At 66.0% G+C, this 18797-nt stretch carries 18 protein-coding genes; 7 read left to right on the plus strand and 11 right to left on the minus strand.

Annotated features, from left to right (window positions below; all coding sequences use genetic code 11):
• The first annotated feature begins 39 nt into the window (after positions 1 to 39).
• Both coaD and SynRS9909_RS07010 read left to right on the plus strand, forming a co-directional pair.
• On the plus strand, positions 40 to 537 hold the full coding sequence (coaD, locus tag SynRS9909_RS07005; protein WP_038001357.1) for a pantetheine-phosphate adenylyltransferase: 498 nt from the start codon (positions 40 to 42) through the stop codon (positions 535 to 537).
• A complete protein-coding gene (locus tag SynRS9909_RS07010; protein ID WP_007102481.1) occupies positions 534 to 1475 on the plus strand; it encodes a hypothetical protein in 942 nt (313 codons plus the stop codon). Before coaD ends, SynRS9909_RS07010 begins: the two co-directional genes overlap by 4 nt.
• On the opposite strand, the gene dacB is transcribed toward SynRS9909_RS07010, so the two are convergent.
• The 5 genes from dacB to dapF all read right to left on the minus strand — a co-directional run bounded on the left by dacB (position 1450) and on the right by dapF (position 6367).
• Positions 1450 to 2757: a D-alanyl-D-alanine carboxypeptidase/D-alanyl-D-alanine-endopeptidase gene (dacB, locus tag SynRS9909_RS07015; protein WP_038001355.1), complete on the minus strand. Its 1308-nt coding sequence runs from the start codon at positions 2755 to 2757 to the stop codon at positions 1450 to 1452. The genes SynRS9909_RS07010 and dacB overlap by 26 nt on opposite strands.
• Before the next feature lie 2 nt (positions 2758 to 2759).
• Complete coding sequence (locus SynRS9909_RS07020; RefSeq protein WP_007102479.1) at positions 2760 to 3275, minus strand: DUF4330 domain-containing protein; 516 nt, start codon at positions 3273 to 3275, stop codon at positions 2760 to 2762.
• 63 nt (positions 3276 to 3338) lie between these two features.
• Positions 3339 to 4034: a DUF1995 family protein gene (locus SynRS9909_RS07025; protein ID WP_038002014.1), complete on the minus strand. Its 696-nt coding sequence runs from the start codon at positions 4032 to 4034 to the stop codon at positions 3339 to 3341.
• 37 nt (positions 4035 to 4071) lie between these two features.
• The gene (locus tag SynRS9909_RS07030; protein ID WP_007102477.1) at positions 4072 to 5295 is read right to left on the minus strand and encodes a cysteine desulfurase family protein; all 1224 of its coding nucleotides are present in this window, start codon (positions 5293 to 5295) and stop codon (positions 4072 to 4074) included.
• Positions 5285 to 6367: a diaminopimelate epimerase gene (dapF, locus tag SynRS9909_RS07035; RefSeq protein ID WP_007102476.1), complete on the minus strand. Its 1083-nt coding sequence runs from the start codon at positions 6365 to 6367 to the stop codon at positions 5285 to 5287. Before dapF ends, SynRS9909_RS07030 begins: the two co-directional genes overlap by 11 nt.
• 23 nt (positions 6368 to 6390) lie before the next feature.
• Between dapF and SynRS9909_RS07040 the strand changes: the two genes are divergently transcribed.
• Positions 6391 to 6612, plus strand: a complete 222-nt coding sequence (locus tag SynRS9909_RS07040) for a hypothetical protein (protein ID WP_038001354.1) — start codon at positions 6391 to 6393, stop codon at positions 6610 to 6612.
• Between the two features lie 77 nt (positions 6613 to 6689).
• Positions 6690 to 9320, plus strand: coding sequence for a leucine--tRNA ligase (gene leuS, locus SynRS9909_RS07045; protein WP_007102474.1), 2631 nt, complete (start codon positions 6690 to 6692; stop codon positions 9318 to 9320).
• A 2-nt stretch (positions 9321 to 9322) separates the two neighbouring features.
• On the opposite strand, the gene SynRS9909_RS07050 is transcribed toward leuS, so the two are convergent.
• Positions 9323 to 10921: a glucose-6-phosphate isomerase gene (locus SynRS9909_RS07050; RefSeq protein ID WP_007102473.1), complete on the minus strand. Its 1599-nt coding sequence runs from the start codon at positions 10919 to 10921 to the stop codon at positions 9323 to 9325.
• Positions 10922 to 11011: 90 nt separating this feature from the next.
• On the opposite strand from SynRS9909_RS07050, the gene SynRS9909_RS07055 reads away from it, so the two are divergent.
• A complete protein-coding gene (locus SynRS9909_RS07055) occupies positions 11012 to 11827 on the plus strand; it encodes a hypothetical protein (RefSeq protein ID WP_007102472.1) in 816 nt (271 codons plus the stop codon).
• Positions 11828 to 11844: 17 nt separating this feature from the next.
• Here the strand turns inward: SynRS9909_RS07055 and SynRS9909_RS07060 are convergent, their stop codons facing one another.
• From SynRS9909_RS07060 to SynRS9909_RS07070, 3 genes are read right to left on the minus strand one after another with little or no spacing between them, the layout of a single operon-like run.
• On the minus strand, positions 11845 to 12780 hold the full coding sequence (locus tag SynRS9909_RS07060) for an N-acetylmuramoyl-L-alanine amidase (protein ID WP_007102471.1): 936 nt from the start codon (positions 12778 to 12780) through the stop codon (positions 11845 to 11847).
• Positions 12762 to 14468 (minus strand): PDZ domain-containing protein, encoded by a 1707-nt coding sequence (locus SynRS9909_RS07065; protein ID WP_007102470.1) that lies wholly within the window; start codon positions 14466 to 14468, stop codon positions 12762 to 12764. The genes SynRS9909_RS07060 and SynRS9909_RS07065 overlap by 19 nt, the downstream gene beginning before the upstream one ends.
• A gap of 4 nt (positions 14469 to 14472) precedes the next feature.
• Complete coding sequence (locus tag SynRS9909_RS07070) at positions 14473 to 14808, minus strand: hypothetical protein (protein WP_007102469.1); 336 nt, start codon at positions 14806 to 14808, stop codon at positions 14473 to 14475.
• Between the two features lie 6 nt (positions 14809 to 14814).
• On the opposite strand from SynRS9909_RS07070, the gene purN reads away from it, so the two are divergent.
• Entirely contained in the window at positions 14815 to 15498 is a 684-nt protein-coding gene (gene purN, locus SynRS9909_RS07075; RefSeq protein WP_038001353.1) for a phosphoribosylglycinamide formyltransferase, read from the plus strand.
• Here the strand turns inward: purN and argC are convergent.
• Positions 15489 to 16583 carry an N-acetyl-gamma-glutamyl-phosphate reductase gene (gene argC / locus SynRS9909_RS07080; protein ID WP_050752531.1) on the minus strand — a complete coding sequence of 365 codons (1095 nt, stop codon included), beginning with the start codon at positions 16581 to 16583 and terminating at the stop codon, positions 15489 to 15491. The two genes, purN and argC, sit on opposite strands and share 10 nt — an antisense overlap.
• 40 nt (positions 16584 to 16623) lie before the next feature.
• Here argC and ribBA point away from each other — a divergent pair, with 40 nt between their 5' ends.
• Positions 16624 to 18300, plus strand: coding sequence for a bifunctional 3,4-dihydroxy-2-butanone-4-phosphate synthase/GTP cyclohydrolase II (gene ribBA / locus SynRS9909_RS07085; RefSeq protein ID WP_007102466.1), 1677 nt, complete (start codon positions 16624 to 16626; stop codon positions 18298 to 18300).
• Positions 18301 to 18335: 35 nt separating this feature from the next.
• Here ribBA and SynRS9909_RS07090 read toward each other — a convergent pair whose 3' ends face one another.
• Positions 18336 to 18761 (minus strand): peptidylprolyl isomerase, encoded by a 426-nt coding sequence (locus SynRS9909_RS07090; RefSeq protein WP_038001350.1) that lies wholly within the window; start codon positions 18759 to 18761, stop codon positions 18336 to 18338.
• Between the last annotated feature and the right edge of the window lie 36 nt (positions 18762 to 18797).

Below are 18797 nucleotides of genomic sequence, written 5' to 3' on the forward strand. Positions count from 1 at the left end.
CCGCACCTTCATAAGATCCTGGCTCGCCCGTCGCCGCGCATGCGTGCCCTCTACCCCGGCAGCTTTGATCCGCTCACCCTGGGCCATCTGGATCTGATTGAGCGGGGCTGTCGCCTCTTCGGCGAGGTGGTGGTGGCCGTGTTGCAGAACCCTGGCAAGACGCCGGCCTTCAGCCTCGAACAACGCCTCGCCCAGATCGAAGCCTCCACCGCGCACCTCAGCGGCGTGCGGGTCACCAGCTTCGACGGCCTCACCGTGCGCTGCGCTGAGGAGATCGGCGCCGATCTGATCCTGCGGGGTCTGCGGGCGATGAGTGACTTCGAATACGAGCTCCAGATCGCCCACACGAATCGATCGCTGCAGCCGGAGATCGAAACCGTGTTCCTGGCCACGTCAGCCCACCACAGCTTCCTCAGCAGCTCGGTGGTGAAGGAAGTGGCCCGTTTTGGCGGCCGCGTCAGTCACATGGTGCCGGAGGTGGTGGCGCAAGACCTCGCCAGGCTCTTTAATTTGCCTTTCCCACCTGAACAGCGATGAGCGAGATCCGGTTTCCCGTGCTCGACCAGCTTGATCAGCTGGAGGAGATCGTCCTGGAGGGGAGTCGCATTCCCTTCAGCGGAGGCCGGTTGGTCAATGAGCAGGATGCGATCGAGATCCTCGACAGCGTGCGAGAAGCGCTGCCGGCGCAGATCACCCAGGCCGATGCGCTGATCGAACAACGCGACAGCTTCATCGCCACGGCTCGCCAGCAAGCCGAGGAGATCGTGCAGAAGGCGCAGCAGCAGCGCGAGCAGATGGTGAACGCTGCAGCGATTCGCCAGGAGGCGGAACGCCAGGTGAATGAACTGCGGGAGCACACCCGTCAGCAGTGTGAACAGCTGCTTCAGTCCACCCGGCAGCAGTCGGCCCAGATGGAGCACGACATGCAGGCGAAGCTCGCCCAACTCGAGCAGCAGTTCGCCGGTCGTCGTCAACAGCTCGAACAGGAGGCGCTGCAGCGACGGCAACAGCTTGATCAGGACGCGATGGAGCTGAAGCGGCAACTAAGCGAACAGCACGAGCGCAACCGCACCCAGGCGATGCAAGAGCTGGAGCAGATCCGGCAGGAAGGTCTGCGCCTGCAGAAGGAAGCCCAGGCCGAAGCGGAGCGGCTGCATCAGGACGCCCTCAACTACCGGCAACAGACCCAACAGCAGTGCGAATCCTTGATTCAACGCAGTCGCCAGGAGGCCGCTTCGGTGCAGGACGGCGCCAACCGCTATGCCGAGCAGACCCTGGGCGAACTGGAGACCCGCCTCAAGGAGATGGCCCAGGTGGTGCTCGCCGGGCGGCAGGAGCTGGTGAAAATCCAGACCCTGAAAACCGAGCCGGCGCAGTCCAGGCCTGCTGCCGAGAACGAAAGGGAGAAGGCGGTGCCGATCTCGCGGGCCCGCCGCGCCGCCTCACGCCTCAGACAGATCCGGGGCACGGGCTGAGGCGCTGCACCGACCGCAACACGGCCCCGATCGTTGGATTCGGGGCCCCGGCACCATTGGAGATCAGGCTCACGAACCGAGGCCCATCGGCGGTCTGGAGAATGCCGCTCACGGACCGGACGCCGCGCAGGGTGCCGGTCTTGGCCCATAAGCGTCCCTCCAGGGACGTGCCTCGGAAGTAATTGCGCAAGGTGCCCCGTCGGCCGGCAATCGCCATGGAGGCCTGGTAATAGGGCCCCAGTGGGTGTTGATGCATGTGCAGCAACAGAGCCGCCAGGGTCTGGCTGCTGACCCGATTCGAACGGGACAGGCCGCTGCCATCAGCGATCCGGAGTCCCTGCACCGGCAGATTCTGGGCCGTCATCCAGGCCATCGCCTCACGGGAGGCGGCCTTCACGTCCCACTGGTCCGCTGCCGCCCGCAGCAGCACCTCAGCGGTGAAATTGTGGCTCTCGGTGTTGGCAAGGCTGAGCAGGGCATGCATGGGCGCTGAGGTTTCCTCGTGCAGCAATGTCGTGCCCTCGCCATCAATTCCGCTCAGATCGGGCCTGACCCGCAGCGGTTGGGGCGCCGCAACCGAGAGCTGCACCGCACCGCCCTGCCGTTGCACCTGTTTGCTGAACAGGGTCTTGAACCGGGCGGCCGGGTTCTGCACCGCCATGTCGAGGGCGTTGCTGGTGAGCGCCAGGCGGGTGATCGGGGCGCCATAGGCATAGGCGCGATCAGCGGGCTCCCAGTCGCGGGGCCACCAGCGTTGCGGTGGTTCCTCCCGCAACATCAGCTTGATCGGCCCCGTTCCGGTGTCCGGGTTGCGGGAGCCCCCCTGCCCCAGGGCAGCCATCGCCAGCCGCTGCAGACCGGCCAGACCGAGGTCGGGATCGCCCTGACCCCGTAGCTCCAGCACCCCATCCGGCCTGCGCACCAACTGGGTGCGCAGGCGGAAGTCTGGGCCGAGGCGATCGAGGGCGAAGGCGGTGCTGATCAACTTCTGATTCGACGCGGGGACGCGAGCGACCCGACCGTTCACATCCGCCTGCAGCTCCCCGTTGCCATCGACGATGCTGATGCTCCAGGCCTGCTTGCCGGCACCCAGATCGGCCTCGACAGCCCGCTGCAGCGCCGGGCAACGCTGGCCATCGCGCAAGGAGGGCAGGCCACGCGCCTCCTGGGGGCCCGGGGGACTGAGCAGGGGCACCGGCGGGGGTGCGGCCATCGCCGGGGTCGCGATGGTCAGCAGGCTCAGGAGGGGAAGACTGCGGCGAAGCGGTTGAATCGGGATCATGGTCACTCCACCTCAACGCCGCTGACGGTGCCGTTCACCCGATAACGCGGCCCCTCGAGCTCCACCGGGGTGCCGATCTTCAGATTGGTGCCGGCCATCACCACACCGCTCTTGGAGACAGTCGCTTCCCCTTCCAAGACAAAACGAGCATCGAGGGTGCTTTGCCTGAGCCGGTTCGGATCCTCCGCCGTCACCACCCGCCCCTCGGGGGTGAGAGTCACCAGTTGTCGGGTGATGTCGTCAACTTTCACCAGACGAACCGAGCCATGGGGCTGGTTGCGGATCACGATGCTGGTGCGGCCGTTGGCGAGCGCCTCCTGAATCAACCTGGAGGGATCAGCCGCCGGCACACCGCGCACATCAACACTGATCTGCACGGGCTTCACAGAGCCGGTGGCGCGAGCGACGGTGTTGCTGAGCTTCGGACTCCACAGCACACCGGCCAGGGCAGCGAGGCCGACCACGGCAGCGACGCCATCGATGACGCTGATCGATCTGAAGCGGGGTCCGCTGGCCATCTGCAGTGCTCTGGAATTGACAGGTTACGGAGGTCAGCCCCAGGCTTCAAGCGCCAGGGGCGATCACCCGCTCAGGTCTTTGAGGAAGCGATCCATGGCCCCGATCTGTTGCCCCAGAGCTACTGCACCGTCGTGGAGAGCGCTGTCGATCTGATCCACGTCGGGACGCTGATCAAAGCTGGTGACCTCGCGGTAGCCATCGGCATCCTGTCGGAACAGGGTCCAGGAGGCGGGATAGCGACCGAGCAGTGCCGCTCCGGCCAGGGGCTCTAGCCAGTAGGCCACCTGCCAGGTGGCGACAAAACCGCGGCGACGGGCTCGGGCCACACTGCCGATGCCCACGGCGGCATCCTCGAGGCGACCATTAAGCATCACCACCGGACCGGTCCAGCGTTCACACACCTGTTCCAGCGTGTCGTAATCGCTCGGTTGAGGGGTGACGGTGATCAGCAGATCACCCTGGCGCTGATCCATCCGACCGGCGAGCACATCCTGCAACGAGGCATTGGCGCTCGCCAGCGCACCGCCATCGCGGCGCGCCAGGGCCGCCGCACCGGCATCGGGCCAAACCAGCAGCGGTGCGTGCCCTTGGGCGGCGAGGGCCTGGGCAAAACGAAGTGCCACCGGAAGAATGCGCAGACCCTCAAAGCGCCAGTGCACCGACCAACGCCGTTGCTTCGGCTCGGCGAGGGCCTCGAGCAGGGCCTGCTGAGCCTGATCTTCAGCCTCGAGCAGATCGGCGGGAAGACGAAGACTCACGGTCTGGTGCTGGTTGCAGGCCGGAGGGTACTGCGGCTCAAGGCGGCGCCGACGTGGCGGCGACCCGCTCAAGTGCCCCTTGCACCAGTGCGGCCACACGATCGAGATCGGCTGCGCTGAGCCAGGGGCCGAGGCTGAGGCGAAGGCCGGATCGACACCAATCCGGTGCGATTCCCATGGCCGCCAGCACTGGGCTGCCACCATCGCGGCCGGAGGCGCAAGCACTGCCACTGCTGATCGCCACACCCTCAGCGGCCAGAGCCCGCACAACGGACCGTCCAGGCAGCGGTCGTCCCTGCGGATCAGCCGCCAACAGGGCGATGTGGTGCGGCAGACGCTGCACAGGAGCACCGAGCCGCTGCAGCGGAGCGAGGTCGAGCAACTGCTGCAACAACCGATCGCGCCGTTGCTGAACGGCGCCCATGCGGCTGAGGCCTGGATCGACTCCAGGTGCCTGCGGATCCAGCCAGGGCTCCAACAGGCTGATCGCCCGGGCCATCCCGGCCATCAGGACCACCGGCTGGGTTCCGCCCCGGAGTCCCCCCTCCTGGCCACCACCAGCCTGGATGGGGCCATGCCTCTCCCGGAGAGTCCGGCGTCGCAACAGCAACCCCACCCCTTTCGGACCTCCACACTTGTGGGCTGAGGCACTGAGCAGGTCCACGGGCAGGCGGCGCCAAGCGGGCCGACCCTGGCTCACCACCTGGGTGGCATCCACATGCAACGAAATCCCCCGCGCACGACAGGCTTCCCCCACCCGCTGCACCGGTTGGAGCGTTCCCACTTCGCTCTGTCCCCAGATCAACGACACCAGCCGCGTTGGCGGCGCCAGCAGGGCCTCGAGCTGATCGAGGCGAATGGTGCCCTCTCCATCCACGGGCCAACGGGCGATCTGCCAACCCCGCTCCACCATCTGGGAGGCGGCAGCCTCCACCGCCGGATGTTCCACCGCGGAGATCACCAGCCGCCCTGGAGGCTGGCAACGCGCCACACCGAGCAGGGCGAAATGGATCGACTCGGTGGCGCCGGACGTGACGATCACCTCATCGAGATCGGCCTCGAAGGCCTGGGCGAGCTCGAGGCGGGAGCGCTCCAGCTGTTCAGCGGCCCGCAGCCCCTGGGGGTGCAGACTCGACGCGTTGCCCCAGGCCGATCGCTGCACGGCCACCATGTGCTGCAGCACGTCAGCCCTGGGGGGGGCGGTGGCACAGGCATCGAGGTAGAGCCCGGCTCCCAGATCAGGGGTGAGCTCAAGCACCACGATCCCGATCCATCCGCGCCCGCGTGCGCTGTTCCAGGCTTTCGCCTGCCAGATTGATCATGGCGTCGAGCGACATGGACGACAGCAGCGATTGCACCTCCTTCTGCGCTTCCTCCCGTAGGCAGCGCTCCGGTTGCTGACAGGTGTCGCTGCAGTCGCGGGCGCAATCGAGGGAACTCGCCGAGGCTGCGTCAGGGCTGGGCCCATCGGTGGGCTCCAGCTCCGGCACCAGAACGCCATCAAACACCGCCTCTGCCGGACCGGTCATCAGGATCGAACCGGAGCGATCCGGCCAGCTGATCGTGAGCGGGCCGCCGGGGAGCAGCACCTCCGCTGTGGCCTCCGCCAGACCGAGCAGGTGGGCCGCCACGAGGGTGGCGCAGGCACCGGTGCCGCAGGCCAGGGTTGGACCCGCACCCCGTTCCCAGACGCGGATTTGCAGGCGGCTTGGACTAAGCACCTGGAGAAAATGCACGTTGGTCTTGGCGGGGAAGAGGGGATCCACCTCCAGGGCCGCCCCCCAACGTTCAAAAGGGATCTGATCCAGATCGTCCACCGTCACCACCACATGGGGATTGCCCATCCCGGCGGCGGCCAGTGCCAGGCGGCGGCCATCCAGCTCCACCTCCCCCTGCGGCAGGCCCGCAGCCCCCACCGGCAAGGCGGTGGGCACCTGCTCCGGCTGCAGAAAGGGGCGCCCCATGTCGACCTGGATCTGCCCATCGGCCAGCAAGGTGGGGATGATCAGTCCGGCGGCGGTTTCGATCCGCCAGGTGCGACCGGAGGCATCGCCGTCGCTGTCGGCGAGGAAGCGGGCGAGACAGCGGATGCCGTTGCCACACATCTCGGCCTCACTGCCATCGGCGTTGAAGATGCGCATCCGCAACTCACCCGCCGCCGCTGGGGGAAGCGCCACGATGAGGCCGTCGGCGCCGATGCCGAAGCGTCGATCGCACAAACGCCGCACCCAGGCGGGGTCCGGCTCACAGATCGCCGCAGACAGCTGTCCCGAACGCCCCTCGAGCAGGATGAAATCGTTGCCGAGACCCTGATACTTGCTGAACTGGAGCATGGTTGTTCGCGGCGGCAGGATCGATGGAATCCACCAGTTTCGACCCCAGTCTGCCGGGGGTGCGACTGCTCCAGGACTGGTTGCGACAGGGCCGTGTGCTTCGCATTGAATTGAACGACGGCCAATGCCTGGAGGGTTCCCTGCGCTGGCAGGACCCGGAATTTCTGGCGCTCAATCGTTCAGACAGTGACCAACCGGTGCTTCTCAGTCGCCGCGCCATCGCCCTGATCCGCACCCTCGGCTGACGCGAAGGCGCTCGCTGCTGGCGGCCAATGGGGGCGGGGTGCGGTTGTGTCACGATCGCCCCAGGTGAGCCCTGCCCGTGACCGCCGCGACCCCGTCGAATTCCGCCCCAGCCCAGCCCGGTGGCCAGCGCTACACCCCCCTGGAGCTGGAGGAACGCTGGCAGCGTCAATGGAAGGCTGACGGGGTTGATCGCACCCAGGAGCCGGCCGAGGGGCAGAAGGCTTTTTATGCCCTTTCGATGTTCCCCTATCCCTCGGGAACACTGCACATGGGGCATGTGCGCAACTACGTGATCACCGATGTGATCGCCAGGGCACAACGGATGCGCGGCGATGCGGTGCTTCACCCGATGGGCTGGGATGCCTTCGGACTGCCAGCCGAGAACGCAGCGATCGAGCGCGGTGTGAATCCGGCCGACTGGACCGATCGCAACATCGCCCAGATGAAAGCCCAGCTGAATCGGCTCGGCCTCTCGATCGACTGGGAGCGGGAACAGGCCACCTGCCACGACGACTACTACCGCTGGACCCAGTGGCTGTTCCTTGAGCTGCATGCGGGCGGACTCGCGTATCAGAAGGAAGCGACGGTCAACTGGGATCCGATCGACCAGACCGTGCTGGCCAACGAACAGGTGGATGGCGATGGCCGCTCCTGGCGCTCCGGCGCCCTGGTGGAGCAACGCAAACTGCGTCAGTGGTTCCTGCGGATCACCGACTACGCCGACGCCCTGCTCGACGATCTCGAGCAGCTCCAGGGCTGGCCGGAACGGGTTCGCACCATGCAGGCGAACTGGATCGGTCGCTCCCGCGGCGCAGAAATCGACTTCGCTGTGGTCGAGCCGGGTGGTGCCACGACAGCTGAACGCATCACCGTCTTCACCACCCGCCCCGACACCCTGTATGGCGCCAGTTACGTGGTGCTCGCTCCCGACCACCCCCTGGTGGAGGCCCTGACCAGCGAGGCCCAGCGTGACGCCGTCACCGCTTTCCGTGACCTGATGGAGACCCTCTCCCAGGACGAACGCACAGCGGAGGATCAACCCAAACGCGGCCTGCCGCTTGGCAGCCATGTGATCAATCCGGTCAACGGTGAATCGCTGCCGATCTGGATCGCCGACTACGTGCTGTCGGACTACGGCACCGGCGCCGTGATGGGAGTGCCCGCCCATGACCAGCGCGACTTTCTGTTCGCGCGGCGGCATCAGCTGCCGCTGCGCCAGGTGGTGCAAGCCCCCGGCCATGAGGGTCCTGAGCCCCTGGGGGAAGCCTGGACCGAAGCCGGTGTGCTGGTGAACTCAGGCCGGTTTGATGGCCTGGCCTCCAACGACGCCAAAGCCGCCATCACCGCCTTTGGCGAGGAGCAGGGCTGGGCGCGGGCGACCGTGCAATACCGCCTGCGCGACTGGTTGATCTCCCGCCAGCGCTACTGGGGTTGCCCGATTCCGATCATCCATTGCCCATCCTGCGGGGCGGTGCCCGTGCCCCGGGAGCAGTTGCCGGTGGAATTACCGCGCACGGTGGAGCTGTCGGGTCGGGGCGGTTCGCCCCTGGCCCAGCTGGAGAGCTGGAAAGCGGTGGCCTGTCCGTGTTGCGGTGCCGACGCGCAGCGGGAAACCGACACCATGGACACCTTCATGTGTTCCTCCTGGTATTTCCTGCGCTTCGCCGATCCCCACAATCAGGAGAAGCCCTTCAGCGCCGAAGCGATTGCGCGCTGGCTGCCGGTGCAGCACTACGTGGGCGGCATTGAACACGCGATCCTGCATCTCCTGTATGCCCGCTTCTTCACCAAGGCCCTGCACGATCGCGGTCTGCTCACGATCCGGGAACCGTTCCAGCGGCTGCTCACCCAGGGCATGGTGCAGGGGGTGACCTATCGCAACGCAAGCACCGGTCGCTACGTGCCCGGCACCCAGGTGAGTGATCCCGCCGATCCCCGCGATCCAGACGACGGCAGCCGTCTGGAGATCCTGTTCGAAAAAATGTCGAAGTCGAAGCACAACGGCGTCGACCCAGCGGCGGTGATCGATCGCTACGGGGCCGACACGGCGCGGATGTTCATCCTGTTCAAGGCACCGCCGGAAAAGGATCTGGAATGGGATGACGCCGATGTGGAAGGGCAGTTCCGCTTTCTGCAGCGGCTCTGGCGCCTGGTGGATCAGGCCGACGGCTGCGGCGTGGCACTCCCCACCCCCCTGCCCCTGCCAACCGAGCTCAGCAGCGAAGACCGCGAGGCCCGCCGGGCCGTCCACAGCGCCATCGCCGCCATCGACGAGGACCTGAGCGGCGAGCTGCAGTTCAACACCGCGATCTCTGAGCTGATGAAGCTCGCCAATGCCCTCGGAGGGAGCCTCGACCAGCTCTCCGAACCGGTGCGCCAGGAGGCGCTCTCGGCGCTGATCCGCCTGTTGGCGCCCTTTGCTCCCCACCTGGCCGAGGAGTTCTGGCAGCGTCTCGGCGGTCGCGGCAGCGTGCACCGGCAACCCTGGCCCAGCCACGATCCGGAAGCCCTGGTGCAAGACAGCATCGAATTGGTGATTCAGGTGAAAGGCAAGGTGCGGGGCAGTGTGACCGTGCCTGCTGACGCCGATCGCGACACCCTGCAGCGACTGGCCCTGGCCAGTGATGTGGCCCAGAAATGGCTGGAGGGCCAGCCGCCCCGACGGGTGATTGTGGTGCCGGGGAAGCTGGTGAATCTGGTGCCCTGAGCTCAGGCCTTGCTGAAACGCAGCGAGGCGGGTTGGTCCCAGCTGCCCTGGGCGATGTAGCCCCGCTTGTTGGCGCAGAGGTGACGCAGGATCCAGAAAATCGGCTCCACGGGACTCGCACCGATCGCCTGCTGCACATCCGCGGCGGAGCGGCTCACACCGTCAGCGAGCAGAGCTTCCACCTGACCCTGCAACTTGAGGATGGCAGCCGCCGCTTTTTTGCCGGCCTCCACACCCGGTTGGTGATAGGCATTGATGTTCACCAGTTCGCCGTAGAAGCCCACCGCCCTCTCGAACAGAGCGATCAGGGCACCAAGGCGGCGAGCATCAAGGTGGCGCATGCTGATGCTGATGCTCTGGCGACCGCCCTCCGTGAGGGCCGAGCGGGTGCCCTGCAGGAAGCCATCGAGGAAATCGCCGGGGCGTTCGCCGTTGATCTCCGGGATGTCCTCCACATCGGTGAGCTCTTCGATGAAGGTGACGAAGAAATTGTCGACACCGTCCCGCAGTTGCTGCACGTAGGCGTGCTGATCGGTGGAGCCCTTGTTGCCATACACGGCAATGCCCTGATGCACCTCGGCGCCGCTGCGATCGAGACGCTTGCCCAGGGACTCCATCACCAGTTGCTGCAGGTAGCGGCTGAACACCTCGAGCCGATCGCGGTAAGGCAGCACCACCATGTCGCGCTTGCCCTTGCCCTCACCGGCCACAAACCAGGAGGCGGCCATCAGGGCGGAGGGATTGCGGCGCAGATCGGCGAGCCGGGTCGCCTCATCCATCTGGGCGGCACCGGCAAGGAAATCGCGGATGTTGGCACCGATCAGGGCGCCGGGCACAAGGCCCACGGCGCTGGTGATGCTGGTGCGTCCCCCCACCCAGTCGAACATGTCGAACCGTTGCAGCCACCCCTCCTGCTGGGCTTGCTGATCGAGGTGGCTGTTCTTCATCGTGATAGCCACCGCCTGCCCTGGCCAATCACCCCCACAGGCCTCGAGGCGATGACGGGCCTGCTCCATCCCCAGGTGCGGCTCCGGCGTGCCACCGGACTTGCTCACCGTGATCACCAGCGTGGTCTTGATCGCCTCGCCCAGGCCAGCCAGCACCCGGCTCATGCCGTTGGGATCGACGTTGTCGAAGAAGTGAAAGGGCAGGCCTTCCCCTTGGTTCTGCAGCGCCCGGATCATCAGCAGGGGACCGAGGCCGCTGCCGCCGATGCCGATCCAGAGCACATCGGTGAAGGCCGCACCATTGGGAGCCTTGATCTCTCCCGCGATCACCGCCTTGCCGAACTGCTCGATCTGGTCGATCTCGGCGCTGATGTGGTCGGCTACGTCTGGGCTGGGAGCCAGCTGGGGATGGCGCAGCCAGTAGTGGCCCACCTGCCGCTGTTCATCAGCATTGGCGATGGCACCGCCCTCCAGCGCCTGCATCGCCTGGAAGGCCTGGTCAAACTGGGGAGCGAGGGCGTCGAGGTCGGCGCTGTTCACGTGCATGCGACTCACATCGAGCCACATCCCCAGATCATCGTGAAACCAGAGCAGATCACAGAAGCGCTGCCACTGGGTCTGGGCATCGCTTGCACTGAAATCCGGAAAGCTCATGGCTGGTCAAACGCTGACGCTCACCAGCTGAAGGTATCCATGATCGGCCGGCCTGCCCATCAACTGCGACACCTCAGCTAACGTCGCGCCATGGATCGAATGCGTTCACATCTAAGTGGGCTGATTCGCCCGGTCGTCTGGTCGCCCCTGGTGGCCCTTGTGGTGCTGCTTCAGCTCCTGCAGGCCCTGCGCCAGCCCCAACCTCTGCCCATCGCCACCGCCGATGATGGGCTGGTAACGCCCCAGACCCTGCAGCCGGAAGCGGAACCCACCGACTTTTCTCCCGAAGAGCTGGCCTACCTGCAGCGGCGATTCGGGGTACATGGCCCCCAGACCCCCCTCGCCCAGTTGTTCACCCGCGGCGTCGATCAACTCGAACCGCTCCGCGCCAACACGCTCCTTCGCCTCAGGGAGCTGAAACCGGTGATCCTGCGCGAATCAAACCGGTTGCGGGTGAACCCGATGCTGATCAGCGGCATCCTCTACGACGAGATCCAACACTCCAAACCGGGCGAGGGGCTTCCCTTCGTGGCTCACTCCGGCCTGGTGAGCACCCTGGGACCGGCCCAGCTGGGCGTTAGCGAACTGATCCATCAGGGCAAACTGCCACCGGAACCCAGCGATGCCGACATCGCCGCCGCCCGCGAGTTGCTGCTCGATCCCGAATCGAATGTGGCGTTGCTTGCCGGCAAGATGGCGCGTCTCAAGGCCGAACTCGGCTTTTCCACCCGTTCGCCCCTGATCGCCAGCCGTTCGCCGATGGAAGCGAAAGCGATCGCCACCCTGGCCTATCTCCACAACGGCAAGCTCGACTACCCAGCGCGAATCCTCCGCTACATGCAGGATCCGGCCCTGCATGGCCTCATCTATTCGCAGCAACGTTCCGCCCTCGGTGGCTTGATCTGAGCGTCTGCTTCAGCAGCTCAGCCGGCGCAGAGATCACCGAGGGCGGCGAGGCGCTGCTGCAGGGCCGACCAGTCGAAGCTGCGCGGATCAGCCCGCTCTCCGCCCAGATCCACGTGTTCATGGGTGGTGATCGCGGCGGGCGGGATGCCGAAGCTGCGGATCCAGTCGTGCAACACCAGGGCCAGCGCGTCGTATTGCGCCTCGGTGTAACCGCTGTGGCCCGGGTTGTTGTGCTGACCGTCCTCCGGCGTTTCCAGGCTGAGATGCAGGGCGAAGTTGTTCACCGATCCCTGGAAGTTCGGGTTGGTGGCCGCCCATTCCCCCAGAAAAGCGGAATATCCCGCGCCAAAGGCCCGCTTGAGGGGGTCCACCACATCCACCACCGTGCCATCGAGGCCGATCAGGGTGTGATAACTCACTTGATCTTCATCGCGGGGGTGGGGGGTGCGGAAGGTGTTGAGGGCGGAGGAGAGTGAATAGACGGTTTCATGCAGCACCACCACCCGGGGGCTGGGATTGAGGTTGCGGCCCCAGGGGTCGCGGCGGTAGCGGTCACCGAAGTTGGTCGGATCGATGGCGATTCTCTGACGGCGACCAGGCAACTGGCGGCGTTCCTGTAGGAGGCGCTGGCGCAGCTTCGGGTCGATGCCGCTGCATTGCTGCGCCAGGGGCGATGACCAGGCGACGGCCCGCGGCTGCTTCGGTGGGGCTTGATCCGGTTGCGCCTGCTCCGGCCGGCCCTGCTCCGTCACCTCCTCCAATAACTCCAGCAGGGAGGGGCGACGCTGCTCCGCACCGGTCTTGGGGTCCTCGGCGCTGAGCCAGAGGGCTCCCATCAGGCCAATCGCCACTCCCGCAGCGACCACGGGCAACCAACGCCAGGGATCACGGCCCTCAGAGCCCCAGCCGGCACGCCAGCGACTCCACAGCCTGGTCAGATGATCTGGAACCATGCGTCGCGGAGTGCGCAGGCGGAGGGGGACGCCTCAGGATCACAACGGAGTTGCCAATGGTCCAGGGGCGGTTCCGCTTTGATGAGGGTCGCTGTGGCCACCACGCCGCGACGCGCCAGCACGATCGGCACCGCATCATCGCCGCGCAGGAGCTGCGGCCATTGCTCGAGCGTGCGCAGCCGGCGACCCCGCACCGCCACCAACTCGTCGCCCGGCACCAGGCCGGCCCCATGGCCGGGGCTGTGGCGACGCACCCGTTCCACCACCACCATCTCGCGGTCTTGCCGAAGCTGCAGACCGGTGTCGTCCTGGTCTGAGCGCACCGGCTCCAGACGCAGGCCGATGGCCTGGACGCAGGCCTCGATCGGCATGGTGCCCCGGTGGTCCAACCAGCCGGGCAGGGATGCGGCGAGCTGGGGGGAGACCCGGGCGATCTGGGCCTGGATGTCGGCACGGCCGTAACCGCGGCCGCACCGGCCGAGCCGGCTCCAGAGATCGCGCAACACCTCGGCCAGGCTGGACTCCGCCTGACGCAAGTGCACATCAAGGCAGAAGGCGAGGGCGGCGCCAAGCAGGTAGTAACTGATCTGGCTGTCGGCAGCAGCAGGGGTTCGTTTATAGAGGCGCACCCAGGCCTCGCGGGAACTGTCCGCCAGGCTCTGCATTTGCAGACCGGGACTGAGCAACACCCGGGAGAGATCCCTGCCCAGATCCTTCAGCAGCTGATCGCCATCGGAGCGACCTGCCAGCAGGGGCAGGGCCAGGTCGTAGTAACTGGTGACGCCTTCGGCAAACCACAAGCCATCGGAGAGCACCGCAGCGCCGTGGTCGTAGGGCACGTACTCCTTCGGGCGCAGGCGGCGCACATTCCACTGGTGCAGATATTCATGCCCCACCAGCTGAAGCAGCTCGTGATAGCCGCTCTCAGACGCCAGGGCCGACCAGGAGAACTGGAGCACGGCGCCATGATCATGTTCCAGACCGCCATAACCCTGCTCCAGCATCTGGATCACCAGCTGATAGCGATCACCGGCCGCCGGGGGCTCAGCCATGAGGCGACAGGTGGCGGTGCAGACGGCCTCAATGTCGGCCAGAAGTGTGGTGGGCCAGCCCTGGGGTGGGGCGCCGATCAGCACCAGCTCATGACGGCACCCCTCCACCTCGAAGGGCTGGGCCGGAAAGGGACCGGCATGCACCGGGCTGTCCACCAACGCATCAAAATGCTCAGCGCAATACCAACCCGACGCCAGCGGCAAGGGCACATGGGCCTGCCATTCGCCAGGCAACTGCAGCTGCAGCCGGTGTTCGCTCCAGCGCTCCCCCTCCACCAGCATCGCCACCGCCGAGAGGCAGAGAGAGGCGAAGTCGGGATCGAGGTAACAGGTGCGCACCGTGAGCTGACGCGCCTCCAGCTGATAGCTCAGATGGAGCGGCAAGCCCGGTTCAACGGTGGCGGACCACCGCGACGGGGAGCAGCGCTGCGGCGTCAGAACCTGATCGCCCTGGCGCAGGCTGAGTGAGTGCAGGTGCTGCACAGGATCGCGCACCGTGTAGGAACCCGGCGTCCAGATCGGCAGTTGCCATTGGGCCTGGTCATGACGCGGGAACCAACTCTGCTCAACGCACAGCGTCTGGGAGGCGGCATCCCGCAGATCGAGCCGGAGTGTGACGACAGGAGCGGCAGACAAGGCTTCAGTCGACGCTGACGACAGCGCGAGCGTCGACGCTGTTCAAGGCCTGAATCAAGGCGTAACGCCGCAGGATCTTCCGCAGCCGCAGCTGGGTCGCGGCACTCCACACCTGGCGCTGCAGGTCAGTGACAAGGTCGAGGGGCTGCTCCGGCGACGGGCGGCGCCAGGCAAAACAGGGCCGACCGTGGTGAGACGCCACCAGATCAACGGGCAGGACGCCGGAGGCGAGCGTGGCCACCGTGCCGTTTCGGCTGACGCTGTAGCCCTCAGCCTCCAACGCTGCCGCCAGACCCTCGAGGTCGGTGAGCACGGTGGGCAGGATGGAGAGATGGGACATGAACCAATGCCCGCTTTTTCGAACCCTAGCCAGGCAGCGCAACCCGGGGATCAGACTTCAGCCTCTCTGTTCGTGCCGGCGATCGACCGCTGGCCCCAGTTCGATCCGCCCTTGCGCCTCGGGGTGATGGCCTCAGGCGAGGGAACCAATCTCGAGGCCCTGGCCCAGGCTTGCAGCCAGGGGCTGCTGCAGGCCCAGCTGCTGCGCCTGGTGGTGAACAAGGCCGATTGCGGCGCCCAGGCGCGGGCGGATCGGCTCGGCATTCCCTGGGTGCTGCACGACCACCGACACTTCGAAACGCGAGAGGACCTCGATCGTGCCCTGGTGACCAGTTTCCAGGCCGATGCGGTGGAAGCGGTGGTGATGGCGGGATGGATGCGCATCGTCACCAAGGTGCTGATCGAGGCCTTCCCGCAACGGCTGATCAACCTGCATCCATCCCTGCTGCCCAGCTTTCGGGGCCTCGATGCGGTGGGACAGGCCCTGGCTGCCGGTGTACCGATCAGTGGCTGCTCCGCCCACCTGGTTTGTGGAGACGTGGATTCCGGTCCACTGTTGGCCCAGGCCGCCGTCCCGGTGCTTCCCGGCGACGATCCCACCCGGCTGGCGGCGCGGATCCGGGTGCAGGAACATCGACTCCTGCCCTGGGCCGTGGCGCTTGCCGCGCAGCGATGGCGCGCTCAGGGGTAGAAGGGTGCCAGAGGCAAGCCCGTGGCCACGGGCAGACCCGCCATCAGGTTGAGGCACTGCACCCCCTGACCGGCCTGCCCCTTGATCAGGTTGTCGACAGCGCTCATTAGCACCAGACGGCTGTTGCGCTGATCCACCTGCACCGACAGCAGGGAGAGATTGGTGTGGCGCACCCACTTCGTTGCGGGGTAGGTGCCCACAGGCAGCACCCGGATGAAGGGGTGATGGCGATAGAAAGCCTCCAGCACGGTGGTGCAGTCTTCAGCGGTGAGGCCGGGGTCGCGCAGGCGGCCATACACGGTGGCCAGCAAACCGCGCACCATCGGCACCAAATGGGGTGTGAACTGCAGCTCGATGCCACACCCGGCGGCCTGGCTGGCGAGCTGTTCGATCTCGGAGGTGTGGCGATGGCCGATCACGCCATAGGGCGCGATCGATTCCGACGCCTCCGAGAGGAGCAGGTTTTCCTTGGCGGCCCGACCACCACCGGAGGTGCCGGTTTTGGCATCGATGATCAGCCCTTCGGTTTCAATCAGGCCCTGCTTGAGGAAGGGAAGCAGGGGCAACAGACTGGCGGTGGGAAAACAACCGGGAGCGGCCACAAGCGGCGCTGTGGCGATCGCCGGTCCATTCCATTCCGGCAATCCATACACGGCCTGCTCGCAGAGATCGGCATCCTGCCGCTGGCGCTGGGATGCCTCCTGCACATACACCTGACTCCATTGCTCCAGTGAGCGATAGCGGTAGTCAGCGGAGAGATCCACCACCCGGACACCTCGCTCCAGCAACGCCGGCACCAGGTCACTGGCCAGACCGTTGGGAAGGCTCAGAACGGCGTAGTCAGCCTGCTCGGCGATCCGATCCGGATCGGGCTTCTCGACGATCGGGTCATCCGCCAGGGGCAGAAAGGCACACAGTTCACTCCAGCGTTGGCCGGCACTGCGTTCACCACCGAGAAAGGTGACCACCAGGCCAGGATGGTTCAGCAGCAGGCGAAGCGTCTGCAAACCGCCGTATCCGGACGCCCCGATCACAGCAACCCTGCCAACGGGCGTGTCGGGAAGGGCGGGGGTAACGCTCTGCATGAGCCGGGCTGGACGCCGGCCGATCGTAACGGTGTCGATAATGACCACAGCGCGAACAACAGCCATTTCCTTCGATTCGATTTCTGATGCCCTGGCGGCGATCCGCAACGGAGAGTGTGTCGTTGTTGTCGATGACGAACGTCGGGAGAACGAAGGCGATCTGATCTGTTCCGCCCAGTTCGCCTCACCGGATCAGATCAATTTCATGGCCACCCATGCCCGGGGGTTGATCTGCCTGGCGATGGAGGGGGAACGCCTGGACGCCCTCGATCTGCCCTTGATGGTGGATCGCAACACCGATGCCAATCAGACCGCCTTCACGGTGAGCATCGATGCCGGCCCGGAGCATGGCGTGAGCACGGGCATTTCCGCCGACGACCGCTCACGCACCATCCAGGTCGCCCTACGTCCGGATGCCCGCCCGGCCGATCTGCGCCGCCCAGGCCACATCTTTCCCCTGCGCGCACGCCAGGGCGGGGTGCTCAAACGGGCGGGGCATACCGAAGCCGCGGTGGATCTGGCCCAGTTGGCGGGCCTCATCCCCGCCGGGGTGATCTGCGAAATCCAGAACGCCGATGGCTCGATGGCGCGGCTGCCGGAACTGCGCGACTACGCCCGTCAGTGGAACCTGCGCCTGATCAGCATTGCCGACCTGATTCGCTATCGCCTCAACAACGAGCGATTCGTGCGTCGCCAAGCCCAGGCCACCCTGCCGAGCCTGTTCGGCAGCTTCCAGGCGATCGGCTATCGCAACGAACTCGATGGCAGTGAACATGTGGCGATCATCAAGGGCGATCCGCAACAGCTGCAGGAACCGGTGTTGGTGCGGATGCACTCCGAATGCCTCACCGGTGATGCCTTTGGCTCCCTGCGCTGCGACTGCAGGCCCCAGCTGGAATCGGCCCTGGCCCGCATCGAAGCCGAAGGCGAAGGCGTGGTGGTGTATCTCCGTCAGGAAGGTCGTGGTATCGGCCTGATCAACAAATTGAAGGCCTACAGCCTGCAGGATGGCGGGCTCGACACGGTGGAAGCGAACGAGAAGCTGGGCTTTCCGGCGGATCTGCGCAACTACGGCGTCGGGGCCCAGATCCTCAGCGACCTGGGCATCCACCGCCTGCGCCTACTCACCAACAATCCGCGCAAGATCGCCGGCCTCGATGGATACGGACTCGAGGTGGTGGAACGGGTGCCCCTGGTGATCGAACCCGGTGATCACAACGCCGACTACCTCGCTGTGAAACGGGACAAGCTCGGCCACTGGATCCACGAGGCCTCCACGGTGATCTGCTGGGACGGTACCCTGCCGGCGGACGCCCTGCCGCAGCCTCTGGCCATGGCCTCGGAGGCCGCCGCGATCGAAGGATTGGTGCTGGTGCCCGTGCAGTCGCCCCGACTGCTGGCCCTGTGGGAACGCCCCCAGTTCGCCTGGCGGCTGGCGGAGGCAAGCGCTGAAGCAACGGGTGAGGGCCAGACCAGCCAAGCGGAACCCTTGGACAGCCGACTGAAGCGTTTGCTGAGCGCCATGGCGACCTGGCCGATCACGCGCCGGATCGGCCTGTATCACACATCAAGGCCAGACCAGCTGAACCACCCGCCCCAGACCCTGGAGCGAGAGGAACGGCCGCTGGAGGAGCTGCGGACCAGCTCGCCTGAGCGGAACGGAGCCACGGAATTGCCGCTCTGCAGCAACGACGTCGCCCTGATTCAGTGGAGCTGAACCCCGCAGCGGCGGTGCTCAGTCTTGGAAGCTGGTCAGTCTTCGACGTTCACCTTGGTGATCCGGGAGCCGTTCTTCAGAGCCAGCACCACGGCCATGTCACCGGTCTGACCGAAGACGGTGTGGACCCCATCGAGATGGGGCTGGGCCTCATGCACGATGAAAAACTGACTGCCACCGGTGTTTTTGCCGGCATGGGCCATCGAGAGAGCACCGGGCACATGCTTGCGGCTGTTGATCTCACAGTCGATCGTGTAGCCAGGGCCGCCGGTGCCGGGCATGCCCTTGGCACCCTCACGGGAGTTGGGGCAGCCACCCTGGGCCATGAAGCCATCGATAACGCGATGGAAGGCAAGACCGTCGTAAAAGCCGTCGCGGGCCAGTTTGACGAAGTTGGCCACGGTGTTCGGAGCATCGGCATCGAACATCTCCAGCCGGATCAGGCCAGCGTCCGTCTCCATCAGAACAGTCGTCAAGGCGTGAGTTGTGCAAACAGC

The organism is Synechococcus sp. RS9909 (genome assembly GCF_014279595.1).
Lineage (GTDB): Bacteria > Cyanobacteriota > Cyanobacteriia > PCC-6307 > Cyanobiaceae > Synechococcus_C.